Origin of the sequence: Rheinheimera aquimaris (genome assembly GCF_020531985.1) — a bacterium.
GTDB classification, from domain to species: domain Bacteria; phylum Pseudomonadota; class Gammaproteobacteria; order Enterobacterales; family Alteromonadaceae; genus Alishewanella; species Alishewanella aquimaris.
The window spans coordinates 562,297-577,946 of record NZ_JAJAVQ010000002.1 but is presented as its reverse complement, the minus strand read 5'-3'; the positions used below and the strand labels follow the sequence as shown (position 1 = coordinate 577,946).

Here is a 15,650-nt window from a genome sequence, read left to right as displayed (position 1 = left end):
ATCTTTTAAAGGTTTTGTTATGCGGCGCAGTTTTGTCAGCAGCACTATTTTATTCACAATTCTGCTGTGGGCTGTCACGGTAAACGCCTCAACATCCGTTGAGCAAAACGCTAATGCAGATTTGCTGCGCCAGTTGCCCGCCGATGAGATTCTGCAGCTAACCGCACAGCAGCAGGAATTTATGCTGCTACAGCGCGAGAACATGACAAGCTACACCAAGGGTACTGTCATCTTATTGCCCGATGCGAGCGAGCACCCAGCAAGCCCCAAATATATTAACCTGTTGCGTCAGCAGCTAACTGATTACGGCTGGTATACTTTAGCACTGATGCCGCCTTCACTGCCTGTTGAACTGACTGCTGACACCTTACAAGCTTATCAGCAAAGCCTGCGTGAACGTTTAGCTGCTGCTCAGCAACAGGCTGAGCAGCACAGCGGCGTGACTATTGTTATAGCGCAGGGTAGCAGTGCCGCACTGTTGAATCAGCTATTTGCCAACGCACAGCTAACTGAACCGGCGGCCTTTATCATGTTGGGTGCTTATTTGCCTGAGAGAGCGCTAAACCAGGATTTTGCCAAAGCGCTGGCTACACATCAGGTACCAACATTGGACATAAGCACTGGTCAGGATAACCGCATGGTACTCGGCCAACTGCGGTACAGAAAACAGTTGGCTAACAAGCATCTGAAAGCCGTTTACCGTCAACGTCTTATAAATGGTTCAGGTTACAATGCAGATACCCAACAATGGGTATTCCAGGAGATATACGGCTGGCTAAGCTCAGTTGGGCTGTAGTTTACGCTTTTCCACTGCGCTTTTGGCGCAGCAGTTCATAAGCAGCCTGTATATCCTGCGTCCGCTTTTTAGCCACATCTAACATTTCGGCGGGCACCCCTTGTGCCATCAGCTTATCGGGATGGTGCTGTGCCATCAGTTTACGGTAAGCCTTTTTCAACGCTGTATCGGAAACGTCCTGACTCACCCCCAACAGCTGATAAGCATCGGCAAGACTAGCTTGTCCGGTACTGTGTCGTTGGTTTGATCTGGACGAAAAACGGCTTTGCGCCTGATAAGCCTGCAACAGCATATCCAGCTGTGCAGCACTGAAATTCAGATAACCGGCAACCTGCTGCAGCAGCCCGTACTGAGCGGTAGTCATATTGCCGTTAACATTGGCGATGCTGAGTTGGATCTCCAGAAATAACTGCAATACGTCTTTACGACGCCTGTAGGTGTGGTAAAACTGCTGCAGTTGCTGGCGCAGTGGAAAATTAACCGCTTTGCCATCACGAAATGCGGCCTGGGCTTCGCGTTGCTGACTGCTATCGAGCCCCAGCTGATCCATGAACACAGTAGCCTGTTGAATATGGGAAGAAGTGACAACACCTGTTGCTTTTGCAATGTGCCCCATAGTGGCGAAAGTGGTGTAACGGAATAATCCCTGTTCGTCAGTATTATCTCTGAACAAGGCGCTAAAGCCGCCATTTTGCTCAAACTGCAACCTGAAAGCCCGATCAAACCAGTGCCCTATCAGAATACCAAGCAATAACCCCGGCAGCTTCAATAAAGCCAGACCAAACAGCGCACCAAGTATTTTACCCCACACAGCGTCACCCTTCATTCGTTTGCACAGTAAACCGATCGCCGCACATCAACTGCGCTGCAGAATACCATCAGCACTATATCGGATTAGCAGGATTTCTAAAATTGATTTATCATAGCGAGTCCGCTGTCAATAAAAGCAATGAAAACAAAAGTAAGGCAAGAGTACTGCATGAAGCATGGGTTAGCTGTGTGTTTTTTTCTTCCGGCTGTCGCAGCCTGCACAATCGCATACGCCGAGGCAGCTCCCGCTGAAGTATGTTATATCCCGGTACAGCAGCCGGCTGCACTGGCCAGCCTGAATGCGGCGGATCCAACTATTAGCATTGCGTCAGATTCTGTAGCACTTAGTGATAACCAAAACGCTCAGTTTAACGGTAATGTCGAGATTAGTTATCGCGATACCTTGCTGCTGGCGCCAAGAGCATCGTTTAGCAGTATTTCGCAAACCATGACAGCTGATGGTGGCCTGGACTATTTTAACGGTACCTTACAGGTCAGTGGCAGCCGTTTCAGTGCGGATATGCAACAAAATAATGCCAGGCTGGATGATGCCAGCTACCGCTTTTTGACCCAGGCCGGACGTGGTTATGCCGAGCACCTGACCGCGTCAGAGCAGCAGGTTCTGCTCGATCAGGCCCTGTTTACAACCTGCCCTGTCAGCGACAACAGCTGGGCGCTGCATGCCAGTGAGATCAATATCGAAGCAGATGAAGGCTGGGGAGAGGCGCGTCACGCCATCTTTAAAATTAAAGAAATCCCGGTACTGTACTTGCCCTACATCACCTTCCCGGTAAATGAACAACGCCGCAGCGGTTTATTATTACCCAAATTTGGTAGTTCGCAAAAGTTAGGCGTTGAATTTGAGCTGCCTTATTACCTGAATCTGGCACCTAACTATGATATGACCCTTACGCCGCGTTATATGAGTAAACGCGGTGCTCAAATAAAATCAGAGTTGCGCTACCTGACTGAAACGCAGCAGGGCAACCTGCAGCTGGAATATCTGGGCTCAGATAATGAAAAGCCGGATGGCTTCGGCGCGCGCTACCTGGGGCACCTGAGCCATCTGAGTGATTTTACCCCCGAACTACGCGCTTATGTAGATTTTACTGACGTAAGCGATGATGCCTACCTGACGGATCTGGGTTCAGATTATAATAACCAAAGCGATACCCAATTGCTGCGCGAGGCGGCGCTGAGCTATTACGGCGAACAGGTGCATTCACAACTCAGGCTGCAGGGATTTGAAATTCTGGGTAATTACAACAAAGCTTATAGTGCCTTGCCGGAACTTAGTCTGTCTGCGGCAAAGCCGATCACGATTTTGCCTTACGTGAACTTCTCCTGGCAGGCACAGTACGCGCATTTTCGTAATGATGAAGCCAGCATTAATTATGCAGACCGTATGCATGTTGAACCAACCATTACACTGCCTTTTGTCACGCCTGCATTTGAACTGACAGCAGAAGCCAGTATGCTGTATACCTACTACCAGCAAAATGCTGCCGACGACGCTTTTGCAGTTGATTCATCCGTTACCCGTACGTTACCCAAACTACGGCTGCACTCAAGGCTGAATTTTGAGCGTGAGTATGACTGGTTTGGCGAACCGGCACTGCAGACTTTTGAACCGCAAATTCAATATCTGTATATCCCCTACCGTGATCAGAGCAATATCGGCCTGTACGATACCACCCGCCTTCAAGATGACTATTATGGTTTATTCCGTATCAACCGTTATTCCGGCCTGGATCGCATTAACGAAGCCAATCAGGTCACAGTAGGCTGGACCAGCCGCTTTTATGATAATGTCGACAACGAGCTGTTCCGCTTTAGCCTTGGCCAAATCTTCTTCTTGTCAGACCCGACAATACAAGATGACGAAACGGATGATTTGAGCTCTGCAGAGTCAATGCTGGCAGCAGAACTTATCTGGCACTGGTACCGCAAATGGTATTTCAGCTCAGCCGTTCAGTACGATGTCGACAGTGACGAAATCATGAAAAGCAGTGTATCTCTGGATTACCGGGCCAGCGATAAAAGCATGTTTCAGTTGAACCATAGATACAGCCGTGCAGTCTCAGGATTGGAAATTCAGCAGCTTGGCGTGCTTGGAACTGTGCCTGTCAGCGATAACTGGCAGTTAGTAGGCAGTTACTATCGTGATCTGACAAATCATCGTATGATAGACGCCAGCATAGGCATGCAATATGAATCATGTTGCTGGGCAGTCCGAATAATAGCAAAACGTCAGATCCTGACCGATCTTGAGTTACCAATAGGTAATGTTACCCAAGCCAGCCAGCTGGACAGTAGCATTGGTATACAATTTGTTCTCAAAGGCTTTGGCGACAGTGCCGGCTTCGGTGTAACCGATATGCTATCGAACGGCATTTTCAGCTACCGCCGGCCATACTTACTAACTAATTGATGTAGGAATTTATGAAGTTATCACAACTTATCTCTGCAGCACTGCTGTGCTGTGTCGGCTTTGGCAGTAATGCTGCTGAACGTGAAATAGACAGCGTTGCGGTCATAGTGGATAACAGCGTCGTGTTAGAAAGTGATGTTACCGATATCGTTGAACGGGTTAAACGCAACGCCCAGGCACAAGGCCAGACATTACCCTCTGATGCAGCACTGCGTACTCAGGCAACCGAGCGGTTAATTCTTACTAATCTGCAGCTGCAGTTGGCCCAACGTATGGGTATGCAAATCAGCGACGCGCAGCTCGATGATACAATCCGTAACATTGCTCAGGATGAAAAGTTGTCGTTGGAGCAGTTCCGTCAGCAAGTCATCGCTGAAGAGGGCAACTACGAACGTTTTCGCGAACGTTTACGTGACGAAATGATCACCGGCGAAGTTGTCCGGGCCAACGTACAGCGACGCATCTATATCAGCCCGCAGGAAATAGACAGCGTACTTAAGATGATGGAAGAACAAGGTGCCAGCAACGAACAGTACAATATTGGTCACATTTTAATTGCGATACCAAGCCAGGCCAGTGCAGAAGACATTAGTGAAGCCAAAGATCGGGCAGACAAAGTCATGCAGCTTTTGCGCGACGGTAGCGATTTCAAACGTATTGCTATCGCATCATCATCCGGCGCCAACGCACTGGAAGGTGGTGATTTAGGCTGGATGAACATCAACGAGATGCCAACACTGTTTTCCGAAGCCATCCGCGGCCGGAAAAAAACGGATATTGTCGGGCCTCTGCGTTCAGGTGCAGGCTTTCATATTCTGACTATTTTTGACATTCGTGGTGAAAACGTCGCTGCAATTAACGAAGTGAAATCGCGGCATATTCTGATTAAACCGTCGATCATTCTAAGTGAAGAACGTGCCCGTACTATGCTGGCCGACTTTGCCGCCAAAGTTCGGGCCGGAGAAGCCGATTTCGCTGAACTGGCGAAACAGCACTCTGAAGATCCGGGCTCGAAGCTCAATGGTGGCGATCTGGGCTGGAGTGAGCCTACAGTGTTTGTACCGGCTTTCCGTGATACCCTGAACCGGCTGGAAATTAATGAGATCAGCGAGCCATTTCGCACTGAGCACGGTTGGCATATTGCACAGGTGCTGGATAAGCGTACTGTCGATGCAACAGCCGATAAAAAACGTGAGCAGGTTTACCGCATGATCTTTAACCGGCGCTATAACGAAGAAGCAAGCAACTTCCTGCGTGAACTGCGCTCAGAAGCGCATATTGAAGTACTGGCGGATAACTAAATGACGCTGCGTATTGGTATAACGCCAGGTGAGCCTGCAGGCATAGGACCGGATCTGGTGATAAAGCTGGCCCAGCAAGACTGGCCAGCTGAACTGGTGGTTTGTGCTAATGCTTCTTTGCTTGAACAGCGGGCTGCGCAGTTGCAGCTTCCGTTGCAGTTACTGCCGTATGACGAAACAGCGACCGCAAAGCCGCAAGCGGCTGGCACACTTACGCTAGCCGACTTCCCGTTGGAAGAGGCAGTTGTGGCAGGTCAGCTAAATGCGGCTAACAGTAACTATGTAGTCAACACACTTAGCTTTGCTGGCGAGAAATCTATTAGCGGTGAGTTTGCTGCGATAGTAACGGGCCCTGTGCACAAAGGCATAATCAATAAAGCCGGTATTCCATTTAGCGGACATACAGAGTTTTTTGCCCTGCAGTCTAATACACCTTACGTCGTTATGATGCTCGCTACCGAAGGACTACGGGTAGCCCTTGCTACCACGCATATTCCTCTGGCTTATGTTGCCAAAGCGATCACAGCAGAAAGACTGACCAAAGTCCTGACTATACTGCATCAGGACTTACAGCAGAAATTCGCCATTGCTAACCCCAAAATTTACGTCTGCGGGCTAAACCCGCATGCGGGTGAAGATGGCCATCTTGGCCGCGAAGAATTAGATATTATTATTCCAACGCTCGAGCAATTGCGCGCCAGCGGCATGCAGTTAATTGGCCCTCTGCCGGCAGATACTTTGTTTCAACCTAAATACCTCGATGATGCTGATGCCGTACTGGCGATGTATCATGACCAGGGCTTGCCGGTGTTGAAACATATGGGATTTGGCCGCTCTGTAAACATCAGCCTGGGTTTACCGCTGATCCGAACCTCTGTTGATCACGGCACAGCGCTTGACCTTGCAGGCACAGGCAAAGCTGACGCCGGTAGTTTATTCCATGCAGTAAATCAGGCTATCTCTTTAGCCGCTAAAACGACGAATTTACATGACTGATAACGTACACCAAGGCCACCGCGCCCGTAAGCGCTTTGGCCAGAATTTCCTGCACGACCCCCAAGTTATCGGGCGTATAGTTAAAGCTATTGCGCCTAAACCGACAGATATATTGGTAGAAATAGGTCCGGGGCTTGGCGCACTAACTGAACCGGTAGCAGAGGCTGCCGGGCATTTAACCGTCGTTGAGCTTGACCGTGATTTAGCTGAACGCTTGCAACATCACCCTGTGCTGGCAAGTAAGTTGACGATTCATCAGGCTGATGCGATGAAGTTTGACTTCACCAGCCTGGTTAAACCGGGTCAGAAACTAAAAGTTTTCGGTAATTTGCCGTACAATATTTCTACGCCTTTGTTATTTCATTTGTTTCAGTATGCTGATCAGATCGAAAATATGCATTTTATGCTGCAAAAAGAGGTTGTGCAGCGTATGACGGCAACTCATGGCAGCAAAGCATTTGGCAGGCTCAGCATTATGACGCAGTACTACTGTCATGCCATGCCCGTTGTAGAAGTTGGCCCGGGGGCCTTTAAACCAGCACCAAAAGTAGACTCTGCAGTTGTCCGTTTACTGCCTAAAGCTATTGCCGAACGGGCCCCCGTGCCAGCAGAAGTGCTTAACAGAGTTTGTCTGGAAGCATTTAATCAGCGCAGGAAAACTATCCGTAATTGCTTCAGTAACTTCGCAACAGCAGAACAACTGGAACAACTTGGATTAAATCCAGGCACACGGCCAGAGCAGCTTAGTGTGGAAGATTTTATTAAAGTAGCCCAATGGCTGCACCAGCAAGAGTCAACTGCATGACATCGCATTTTAATGTACCGGTTGAAGTAGAAACCTTTTACATCGCCGCCCAATCTGATCCTGCCGCACAGCGTTATGTCTTCGCCTACACCATTACCATTCGTAATCACAGCGAAGAATCTGTGCAACTGCTAAGACGCTATTGGCTCATTACCGATGCTAACGGCAAGCAGACTGAAGTTGAAGGCGATGGCGTGGTAGGAGAACAACCTACTCTTGCACCCGGCAGCAGCTATCAATATACCAGCGGTGCTGTGCTTGAAACACCGGTAGGCACTATGCAAGGTCACTACGAAATGCAAACCGGTCAGCAAGAACGGTTTCATGCAGCCATACCATTGTTCCGCCTGGCCATGCCAAATATCCTTAACTGACCATGGCAACTTATGTAATAGGCGATCTTCAGGGTTGCTATGATGCTTTACAGCGTCTGCTGCTGCATATTAATTACCAGCCTGATAAAGACCAGTTATGGTTTTGCGGCGATTTGGTCGCTCGCGGTCCACAGTCGTTAGAATGCCTGCGTTTTGTCAAAAGTCTGGGTTCCTCTGCAATTACTGTACTGGGTAATCACGATTTACATCTTATCGCCTGTTATTACGGCCTCAGTGATGTTAAGCCACAAGACTTACTGCAGGATGTTTTTGCTGCGCCTGACCTGGCGGACTTAATACAGTGGCTATGCCAGCAGCCACTGCTGCATATCAGCACTAATCAGCGTTTTATGTTGGTTCATGCTGGCTTAGCGCCAGAATGGTCATTGGATGATGCAATTAGCATGACGCAGGAAGTGCAACAGCAGCTTAAAACAGATCCTCTACCGCTGCTGCAGGTTATGTATGGTAACAAACCTGAACGGCTGGCAGAGGCCGTTACCCCTGCCTTGCGTTGGCGCTTCACTATTAACAGCTGTACGCGGATGCGATTCTGCCGGCAGGATGGCTCGCTGGAGTTAAAAGAAAAAGGCCATCCACGAAACCAGACAGAATTGGTGCCCTGGTATGAATTCTGGCGCGGCAAATTGCAGGCTGAGCTATTTTTCGGCCATTGGGCGTCGCTTAACGGCTATAGTCCGGTCATTAATATACATGCACTGGATACAGGCTGTGTTTGGGGCAATGCATTATCTGCATACTGTATTGAAAGCCAGCAACGATATAGTGTGGCAGGTTTAACAAGGACGCGGTATATTTAGCCGGCTTGTCTGAACTTGTTCCACTTTGCACCTTAAGTTAAGGTGCAGACTAATGCAAACAATTGGGAGTTATTATGAAGTTAACCGTTGCATTACGGGTTATCGGTGGATTTGGTATTATTTCGCTGCTCCTGTTGATCATTGGTATCACAGCTTATGGCAGCCTGAGCAATATCAGCGAGTCTACTGCGGAAGTTAATCAAATATCTATTCCCGCTCTGGAAAACAGTGCAGCTATGCAAAGCGAGTTTGTCATTATGAGTAAACTCAGCTTGCAGGCGTTTAATGCTGACTCTTTGTCCGAGATAGAGCGACTGCGCAAACAGTTCAGCAACGAGCAGCAATCATACCAGCAGGCATCTGAACGGTTAATGAATGCGGTTCAGGAAGAAATGACACTGAAAGCCGCTGCAGGTGAAGCAAACCAGGCATACAGTAGCTTTATTCCGGTAAGCACTAAGCTATTTGATGAACTGAAAAACAACCTAACGCTGCGTGACACTATCGATAACAAGTTGTCAGAGCTGGAAGGCCACGCCGACGATATGGCGTCCTTAATCCTCGATTTCACTGATGTACGTGATGTGCAGCGTCGATTCCCCCGGTCGTATCAGGCGGCTACCAGCATAGAAACCGGCATCAATACACTGATCAGTAATGTTGTAGATTTAAATCGTACTTTATCTGACACTACAGCCAATACGATCAGCAATGAAATAGCCTTCCGCCTAAAAGACCTGAACGACCAGTTTGCTGTAATCAAGACAGAAACTGCCGGCCAGGTCAGTCTGGTCAGTGAGCTTGACGAGAAGGTCAGCGCGATAAATGAATCTTTAGACGGCAGCCAGGGCATACCAGCGTTAAAACTTAAACGGCTACAAAGCACCGCGGATGCCACAACGCTGTTAGCGTCAGCTGAGCAACAAACGGCCAGTGGTATGGCGAGTCTTGCCGGCCTATTAAGCCAGGCCAGCAAAGCCGCCGAAGTCATTCAGCGCGACGCGTCCTCTGGCGTGTCTAATGCCATTACAACAATCTTTATTGTAGTGCTGCTGTCTATTATCTTCTCCGTTATCATTGCCACTGTAACTGTCCGCAGCATTGCTATACCACTGGCGAAAGTAAATCAAATTCTGGGAGTCGTTGCATCCGGTGATATGACGCAGAAACTTGATGACAGTGCTAAAGACGAATTTGGTGAACTGGCCCGTAACTGCAATAAGGTTATCGCCAATCTGCAACAATTAATTCAGGGTATCATTTCGCGCTCAACACAGCTGGCAGCAGCATCTGAGCAAACGTCTGCTATTACCGTGCAAACTACTCAGGCTATTCGTGAGCAGAAGTCTCAGGTGACACAAGCTGCTACTGCAACGACTGAGATGAGCAGCACCGCACAGGGTGTGCTACAGAGCTCCAACGATGCAGTCGCAGAAATTAAGAATGCAGACAACGAAGCTGAGCGCGTTAAAGGTATTTCTCTGGAAAATAAAGCGATCATTCTGCAACTGTCACACGAAGTGGAGCAAGCTTCAGTCGTGATTAATAAACTGCATAAAGACAGTGCCTCTATCGGCAGTATTCTAGATGTTATCAGGGGTATTGCAGAGCAGACTAACCTGCTGGCGTTAAATGCAGCTATTGAAGCCGCCAGAGCAGGCGAACAGGGCCGCGGTTTTGCAGTCGTAGCAGACGAAGTTCGCTCGCTGGCCAGTAAAACGCAGGCATCGACACAAGAAATTCAAGCGATGATTCAGGTGCTTCAGAGCGGTGCGCACGCAGCAGTAGAAGCAATGAATAAAGGCCGCAAACAGGCAGAAAACTGTGTAGAGAAAACAGAAGTCGCCACCAAAGCACTTGATTCGATTACTCATGCGGTACATCTGGCACATGATATGAGTGAGCAGATATCAGATGCCGCCAAAGAGCAGAACCAGGTTTCTCATGAAATCAGTAAGTTACTGGAGTCTATCGTGTCGATAGCAGAAGAAACTGCGTCGGGTGCTGAACAGACATCAGAGTCTAGCCACGAAGTTGCGCGACTGGCTGAAGAGCTACGTGTGTCGGTCGAGCAGTTTAAAGTCTAAGCTTTGATCAGCATAATAAAAAACCGCCAGTTGGCGGTTTTTTATTATGCTGTAAACCGATTAATCGCCGTCACCCGCCCGGCTCTTTAACACGGCTACTAAAGGCGAGGCACCAAAACCATTAGCTTCAGCCCATTCGATATCACCCGCGCCAGCAATTGCCGAGCCAGGTAATTGCTTGGCAATAAATTCGCCAACGTCTGCGGCATTACTCCTAAATGCATGACGAATAAGACTTTCGCCATTACACACTACACCGTCATAAATGTTGCGCAGACGCAGACGATAGTCACTCAAAACCTTACGCAGACGGTTTTTATCATCCGCTGCTACATAATCGCACATTGAAGCAGCAAGCTGATCATCGGCTACTGCAACCGGTGCAGTCAATAGTGATAATGTTACCGCAGCACCACACAACAAAGTTGACAATAATCTCATCTACTACTCCTCACTGAATATAACCTGAATCATCTTAACAACATGTCTTTGCCTGTGCAAACTCAGACCGCACGCTGTAATGTAATAAAACGGCAATGATAGGGGTTGTTTATGTCAGCAGGATGATGAGATTCGCTGATAAGCCGCCATTCGTCTGAATTTCCCGCCTGATAGTCGGGAAAATACGCATCACCTTCAGTATTGAGCTCAATTTCGGTTAAATATAGCCGGTGCGCTAAAGGTAAACACTGGCGATAAACTTCGGCCCCGCCAATCACCATTACTTCGTCATGTTGTTGCAACAGCTCAAACGCCTGTGTAAGGCTGGTAACCCATTCAGCGCCTTTGGCATCAACAGGTGCCGATCGGCTGATGACAATATTGCGACGGCCCGGCAGAAGCCGCCCGATAGATTCAAACGTTTTTCGCCCCATGACAACGGGTTTACCCAATGTCACCTGCTTAAAATGTTTTAAATCTGCCGGCAAGTGCCAGGGCATCTGGTTATCTTTACCAATCACCCTGTTCCTGGTCATGGCGGCAACCATTGAAATTATCATGCCTACTACCTTAACGCTGATAAATCACTTCAACATCGTAGTCATCGTCATCGAAATCATCGTCATCGTCATCTTCGTCGGCAACATGCTGGAGATCTGTCGGACTATCATCCCACTTGAAGGTAACCGGATCTGCTACTTGCTCTGCAGGCTCGTCTACAGGTAACTCCTCGATATAATTGAGAATGTCTGCAGACAAACGTTCTGTATTGGTCCGACTTGCTGCTGCGATTTTAAATACCGGTCCCTGCCAGTCCAATGCAGCTGTCACATTGCCGATGATCTCATCTAATTCATCGTCCATGACCAAATCCAGTTTGTTGAAAACCAGCCAACGCGGCTTACCGGCCAGTTTTTCACTATACTTTGCCAGCTCCTGTACGATGGTTACTGCATTCTCAGCCGGATCAGAGCCATCGGCCGGTAACACATCAACGACATGTAACAATAAACGACAACGCTCCAGGTGTTTTAAGAATTGAATACCCAGCCCAGCACCTTCAGCTGCACCTTCAATCAGACCCGGTATATCAGCGATAACGAATGAACGATGTGACTCAACCCGAACAACGCCAAGATTTGGCACCAGCGTAGTAAAAGGGTAATCAGCGACTTTGGGTTTAGCTGCTGAAACAGCGCGGATCAGGGTTGATTTACCCGCATTCGGTAGCCCAAGCAGGCCAACATCTGCCAATAACAGCAACTCCAGGCGTAAATTACGGATCTCGCCCGGTGTACCATTGGTTTTCTTGCGAGGCGCCCGGTTAGTGCTGCTGGCAAAGCGGGCGTTACCCAAACCGTGCCATCCGCCTTTAGCTACTCGTAAGCGCTGACCATTGCGGGTCAAGTCGCCCAGCACCTCATCAGTATCAACATCTACAGCCCGGGTACCAACTGGCACACGTAACTCCAGATCCTTACCACGCTTACCAGTGCAGTTCACACTGCCGCCGTTTTCACCACGCTCTGCGCGATGAAATTTTTCAAACTGATAGTCAACTAGAGTGTTCAGGTTCTCATCTGCAACCAGATATACGTCGCCGCCATCGCCGCCATCGCCGCCATTGGGGCCACCCTTAGATACAAACTTCTCACGTAAAAAACTAATAATACCGTTACCGCCGTCGCCGGCTTCTACTCGGATTATCGCTTCATCTACAAACTTCATCGGGTGCGTCCTGATTAATCAGATTAAAACCAGTTACCAGTTAACTGGCGATAAGTATAACTTAGCTTATTAAAAGATGTCGAAACAGGCTTGCGTGACCTATCACACCAACTTAGTAATAAAAAACCCCGCACCAGGCGGGGTTTATTTGAAATTTGACAGCTTACTCGCTGACGATGCTCACAAACTTACGGTTGTGCTCACCTTTCACTTCAAACTTCACTTTACCTTCAGTTAAAGCGAACAGAGTGTGGTCTTTACCGATACCAACGTTAGTACCAGCGTGGAATTTAGTACCACGCTGACGTACGATGATGCTACCAGCTAATACAGATTCGCCACCAAAACGCTTAACACCTAAGCGTTTAGCTTCTGAATCGCGACCGTTACGAGTGCTACCTACACCTTTTTTACTTGCCATGTGTCGATACTCCTATTACGCGCTGATGCTGGTAATTTTCACTTCAGTGAACCACTGACGGTGGCCCATCTGCTTGCGTGAATGCTTACGACGACGGAACTTAACGATTTTAATTTTATCGCCACGGCCATGAGTGACCACTTCCGCTACTACTTTACCACCTTCAACTAAAGGTGCACCGATGCTGATATCTTCGCCATTAGCGACCATCAGAGGTGTAAATTCGATTGTTGCGCCGGTTTCTAAGTCTAATTTTTCAAGACGTAGAGTTTGACCTTCCGTCACACGGTGCTGTTTACCACCACTTTGGAAAACCGCGTACATAGTTAACTCCGTACAAAGCACGCCATCGCTTAATTGTAGTAAGGGGCGTGTTAATTCAATTCACAGGGCGCGAATTGTACGCAATTTCCCCTACCCCCGCAAGTAGTAATATAAAAAAGATCACTGAAGCAGTAAAAGGATCCGGTTTTGCTTTGGGAGTATCGGGGCCATAGTGTAGAATTATCGCCATTCTTTGGTTTAAGCAGTTGTTTTTCATGACGCTCGAACAAATTCAGCAGCTCACTTCTGCCGATATGGCTGCGGTTAACGAACATATCTTTTCACAGCTAAACTCAGATGTTGCTCTGATCAACCAATTAGGTATTTACATCGTCAACAGTGGCGGTAAACGATTAAGGCCACTGCTGGCAGTGTTAGCCGCCAGAGCCTTGGGTTACCAGGGCAATGCTCATATCACTGTTGCCGCCATCATCGAGTTCATTCACACATCAACCTTGCTGCATGATGACGTAGTAGATGAATCGACACTACGCCGGGGTAAAGAAACGGCCAATGCAGTTTTCGGCAACCAGGCCAGCGTACTGGTGGGCGACTTTCTATACAGCCGTTCATTTCAGATGATGGTATCGCTTAACGACATGCGTATTATGCATGTGCTGGCAGACGCCACTAATATCATCGCCGAAGGCGAAGTGCTGCAACTGATGAACGTCAATGATCCTGACACAACCGAGCAAAGTTATATGCAGGTCATTTACTGCAAAACAGCCAAACTGTTTGAAGCAGCAACTCAGTTAGCCGCTATTATTACGCAGCAACCTGAAGCTGTCGTGAACAGTCTTAAACTTTACGGTATGCATCTGGGCACAGCCTTTCAGCTTATTGATGATGTATTGGATTATCAGGCTGATGCCGCCGAGTTAGGCAAGAATATTGGCGATGATCTGGCAGAAGGTAAACCAACGTTACCACTTATCCATGCGCTGAAGCATGGCACTACGGCACAGCAGTCATTGATCCGTGAAGCTATATTAGAAGGTAACGGTATGGCTAACCTTGATGCCATTATGGCCGCCCTGCACGGTACTAATGCTTTTGGTTATACACGCAGCATCGCTGAGCGCGAAGCGGAAAGTGCCCGCCAGGCATTGGCAATATTGCCAGAATCTGAGCATAAGCAAGCGCTGTTAGCCTTAGCAGACATAGCGGTATCCCGGACTCATTAACATGTGATGCAGAAAACAAAAAAGGCGCGTCATGCGCCTTTTTCCATTACCAAGAACACGCTCAGTTATTTTTAACGAACTCTTCACCCAGAGTGATATCGCCTTTTAAGGTGCCAAGCATGTCGTTCATGGCTTTCTGCTCGTATGCACTTAAAGTACCGATAGGCAGTAATTTCTCAACGCCGTTCTTACCCAGAACTAAAGGCTGAGCAAAGAAGCGCGCGTGCTCACCGTCACCTTCAACGTAAGCATATTCAGTTACTGCTTCGCCTTGTAAACCTTTGATCAGAGAAATACAGAAACGAGCGGCCGCCTGGCCCATGGAAAGCGTGGCAGATCCGCCACCGGCTTTAGCTTCAACAACCTCAGTACCTGCGTTCTGAATACGGTGAGTTAACGAAGCCACTTCTTCATCAGTGAAACTGACGCCTGCAACCTGAGACAGTAATGGCAGAATAGTTGTACCGCTGTGACCGCCAATTACCGGCACAGTAACTTCAGTCGGGTTTTTGCCTTTTAATTCACCAACAAAGGTTTCTGCGCGAATAACATCCAGTGTGGTAACACCGAATAAACGACGTGGGTCATAGGTACCCGCTTTCTTAAATACATCAGCTGCGATTGCCACTGTTGTGTTAACCGGGTTGGTGATAATGCCAACCAAGGCTTTAGGGCACTGCTGCACTATGGCTTCAGCCAGTGTTTTTACCACACCAGCATTAATGTTAAACAGATCTGAGCGGTCCATACCTGGCTTACGTGGCATACCGGCTGGGATCATAACAATGTCTGCACCAGCTAACGCCGTGTTCAGGTCTTCTTTACCGTAGCCCGTTACCTTAACGGCTGTAGGGATATGGCTTAAATCAACCGCAACGCCCGGAGTAACCGGTGCTAAATCATATAACGCTAAATCTGTGCCCGCTGGTAAGTCTAATTTCAGCAGTAACGATAATGCCTGGCCAATACCACCGGCGGCACCTAAGACAGCAACTTTCATGATAAATCCCTCAATAACGGTTGATTGAAAAACGCGCCAACAATACTGAAACCGCGCTGAAAATACAAATAGCTTACGCCTAAAGTCTAAGCATTTTAGCGAATTTTAGTGTAGTTTACTTCACAAAG

General features: G+C 48.3%; 16 protein-coding genes. 9 read left to right on the top strand and 7 right to left on the bottom strand.

Going from position 1 to position 15,650, the window contains the following annotated elements; genetic code table 11:
* The first annotated feature begins 19 nt into the window (after positions 1–19).
* Positions 20–796 (top strand): DUF3530 family protein, encoded by a 777-nt coding sequence (locus tag LHL18_RS07580; protein ID WP_134052646.1) that lies wholly within the window; start codon positions 20–22, stop codon positions 794–796.
* Position 797: 1 nt separating this feature from the next.
* Here the strand turns inward: LHL18_RS07580 and djlA are convergent, their stop codons facing one another.
* Positions 798–1,622 carry a co-chaperone DjlA gene (djlA, locus tag LHL18_RS07575; RefSeq protein ID WP_226766446.1) on the bottom strand — a complete coding sequence of 275 codons (825 nt, stop codon included), beginning with the start codon at positions 1,620–1,622 and terminating at the stop codon, positions 798–800.
* A 153-nt stretch (positions 1,623–1,775) separates the two neighbouring features.
* On the opposite strand from djlA, the gene LHL18_RS07570 reads away from it, so the two are divergent.
* From LHL18_RS07570 to LHL18_RS07540, 7 genes are all read left to right on the top strand, one after another.
* Positions 1,776–4,037 (top strand): LPS-assembly protein LptD, encoded by a 2,262-nt coding sequence (locus tag LHL18_RS07570; protein ID WP_134052648.1) that lies wholly within the window; start codon positions 1,776–1,778, stop codon positions 4,035–4,037.
* Positions 4,038–4,048: 11 nt separating this feature from the next.
* The gene (surA, locus tag LHL18_RS07565; protein WP_134052650.1) at positions 4,049–5,338 is read left to right on the top strand and encodes a peptidylprolyl isomerase SurA; all 1,290 of its coding nucleotides are present in this window, start codon (positions 4,049–4,051) and stop codon (positions 5,336–5,338) included.
* The gene (gene pdxA / locus LHL18_RS07560) at positions 5,339–6,334 is read left to right on the top strand and encodes a 4-hydroxythreonine-4-phosphate dehydrogenase PdxA (protein ID WP_226766445.1); all 996 of its coding nucleotides are present in this window, start codon (positions 5,339–5,341) and stop codon (positions 6,332–6,334) included.
* Positions 6,327–7,139 (top strand): 16S rRNA (adenine(1518)-N(6)/adenine(1519)-N(6))-dimethyltransferase RsmA, encoded by an 813-nt coding sequence (gene rsmA / locus LHL18_RS07555; RefSeq protein ID WP_226766444.1) that lies wholly within the window; start codon positions 6,327–6,329, stop codon positions 7,137–7,139. The genes pdxA and rsmA overlap by 8 nt, the downstream gene beginning before the upstream one ends.
* Positions 7,136–7,513, top strand: a complete 378-nt coding sequence (apaG, locus tag LHL18_RS07550; protein ID WP_226766443.1) for a Co2+/Mg2+ efflux protein ApaG — start codon at positions 7,136–7,138, stop codon at positions 7,511–7,513. The genes rsmA and apaG overlap by 4 nt, the downstream gene beginning before the upstream one ends.
* Positions 7,514–7,515: 2 nt before the next feature.
* The gene (locus LHL18_RS07545) at positions 7,516–8,334 is read left to right on the top strand and encodes a symmetrical bis(5'-nucleosyl)-tetraphosphatase (protein WP_226766442.1); all 819 of its coding nucleotides are present in this window, start codon (positions 7,516–7,518) and stop codon (positions 8,332–8,334) included.
* Between the two features lie 74 nt (positions 8,335–8,408).
* Positions 8,409–10,421, top strand: coding sequence for a methyl-accepting chemotaxis protein (locus tag LHL18_RS07540; protein WP_226766441.1), 2,013 nt, complete (start codon positions 8,409–8,411; stop codon positions 10,419–10,421).
* Between the two features lie 60 nt (positions 10,422–10,481).
* Here the strand turns inward: LHL18_RS07540 and LHL18_RS07535 are convergent, their stop codons facing one another.
* The 5 genes from LHL18_RS07535 to rplU form a co-directional block, all read right to left on the bottom strand.
* On the bottom strand, positions 10,482–10,862 hold the full coding sequence (locus tag LHL18_RS07535) for a DUF3718 domain-containing protein (protein ID WP_134052662.1): 381 nt from the start codon (positions 10,860–10,862) through the stop codon (positions 10,482–10,484).
* A gap of 62 nt (positions 10,863–10,924) precedes the next feature.
* Positions 10,925–11,422 (bottom strand): type 3 dihydrofolate reductase, encoded by a 498-nt coding sequence (folA, locus tag LHL18_RS07530; protein ID WP_226766440.1) that lies wholly within the window; start codon positions 11,420–11,422, stop codon positions 10,925–10,927.
* A gap of 10 nt (positions 11,423–11,432) precedes the next feature.
* Complete coding sequence (gene cgtA / locus LHL18_RS07525) at positions 11,433–12,590, bottom strand: Obg family GTPase CgtA (RefSeq protein WP_134052666.1); 1,158 nt, start codon at positions 12,588–12,590, stop codon at positions 11,433–11,435.
* 163 nt (positions 12,591–12,753) lie between these two features.
* Entirely contained in the window at positions 12,754–13,011 is a 258-nt protein-coding gene (gene rpmA, locus LHL18_RS07520; protein ID WP_008220951.1) for a 50S ribosomal protein L27, read from the bottom strand.
* A gap of 15 nt (positions 13,012–13,026) precedes the next feature.
* A complete protein-coding gene (gene rplU / locus LHL18_RS07515; RefSeq protein WP_134052668.1) occupies positions 13,027–13,335 on the bottom strand; it encodes a 50S ribosomal protein L21 in 309 nt (102 codons plus the stop codon).
* Positions 13,336–13,550: 215 nt separating this feature from the next.
* Between rplU and ispB the strand changes: the two genes are divergently transcribed.
* Positions 13,551–14,522, top strand: a complete 972-nt coding sequence (gene ispB / locus LHL18_RS07510) for an octaprenyl diphosphate synthase (protein ID WP_226766439.1) — start codon at positions 13,551–13,553, stop codon at positions 14,520–14,522.
* A 61-nt stretch (positions 14,523–14,583) separates the two neighbouring features.
* On the opposite strand, the gene mdh is transcribed toward ispB, so the two are convergent.
* Positions 14,584–15,522, bottom strand: coding sequence for a malate dehydrogenase (mdh, locus tag LHL18_RS07505; protein WP_226766438.1), 939 nt, complete (start codon positions 15,520–15,522; stop codon positions 14,584–14,586).
* Positions 15,523–15,650 lie beyond the last annotated feature (128 nt).

Excerpts from the sequence above, each read along its gene's own strand:
- LHL18_RS07580 (WP_134052646.1), top strand. The coding sequence starts at position 20 with ATGCGGCGCAGTTTTGTCAGCAGCACTATTTTATTCACAATTCTGCTG.
- djlA (WP_226766446.1), bottom strand. The coding sequence starts at position 1,622 with ATGAAGGGTGACGCTGTGTGGGGTAAAATACTTGGTGCGCTGTTTGGT.
- LHL18_RS07570 (WP_134052648.1), top strand. The coding sequence starts at position 1,776 with ATGAAGCATGGGTTAGCTGTGTGTTTTTTTCTTCCGGCTGTCGCAGCC.
- surA (WP_134052650.1), top strand. The coding sequence starts at position 4,049 with ATGAAGTTATCACAACTTATCTCTGCAGCACTGCTGTGCTGTGTCGGC.
- pdxA (WP_226766445.1), top strand. The coding sequence starts at position 5,339 with ATGACGCTGCGTATTGGTATAACGCCAGGTGAGCCTGCAGGCATAGGA.
- rsmA (WP_226766444.1), top strand. The coding sequence starts at position 6,327 with ATGACTGATAACGTACACCAAGGCCACCGCGCCCGTAAGCGCTTTGGC.
- apaG (WP_226766443.1), top strand. The coding sequence starts at position 7,136 with ATGACATCGCATTTTAATGTACCGGTTGAAGTAGAAACCTTTTACATC.
- LHL18_RS07545 (WP_226766442.1), top strand. The coding sequence starts at position 7,516 with ATGGCAACTTATGTAATAGGCGATCTTCAGGGTTGCTATGATGCTTTA.
- LHL18_RS07540 (WP_226766441.1), top strand. The coding sequence starts at position 8,409 with ATGAAGTTAACCGTTGCATTACGGGTTATCGGTGGATTTGGTATTATT.
- LHL18_RS07535 (WP_134052662.1), bottom strand. The coding sequence starts at position 10,862 with ATGAGATTATTGTCAACTTTGTTGTGTGGTGCTGCGGTAACATTATCA.
- folA (WP_226766440.1), bottom strand. The coding sequence starts at position 11,422 with ATGATAATTTCAATGGTTGCCGCCATGACCAGGAACAGGGTGATTGGT.
- cgtA (WP_134052666.1), bottom strand. The coding sequence starts at position 12,590 with ATGAAGTTTGTAGATGAAGCGATAATCCGAGTAGAAGCCGGCGACGGC.
- rpmA (WP_008220951.1), bottom strand. The coding sequence starts at position 13,011 with ATGGCAAGTAAAAAAGGTGTAGGTAGCACTCGTAACGGTCGCGATTCA.
- rplU (WP_134052668.1), bottom strand. The coding sequence starts at position 13,335 with ATGTACGCGGTTTTCCAAAGTGGTGGTAAACAGCACCGTGTGACGGAA.
- ispB (WP_226766439.1), top strand. The coding sequence starts at position 13,551 with ATGACGCTCGAACAAATTCAGCAGCTCACTTCTGCCGATATGGCTGCG.
- mdh (WP_226766438.1), bottom strand. The coding sequence starts at position 15,522 with ATGAAAGTTGCTGTCTTAGGTGCCGCCGGTGGTATTGGCCAGGCATTA.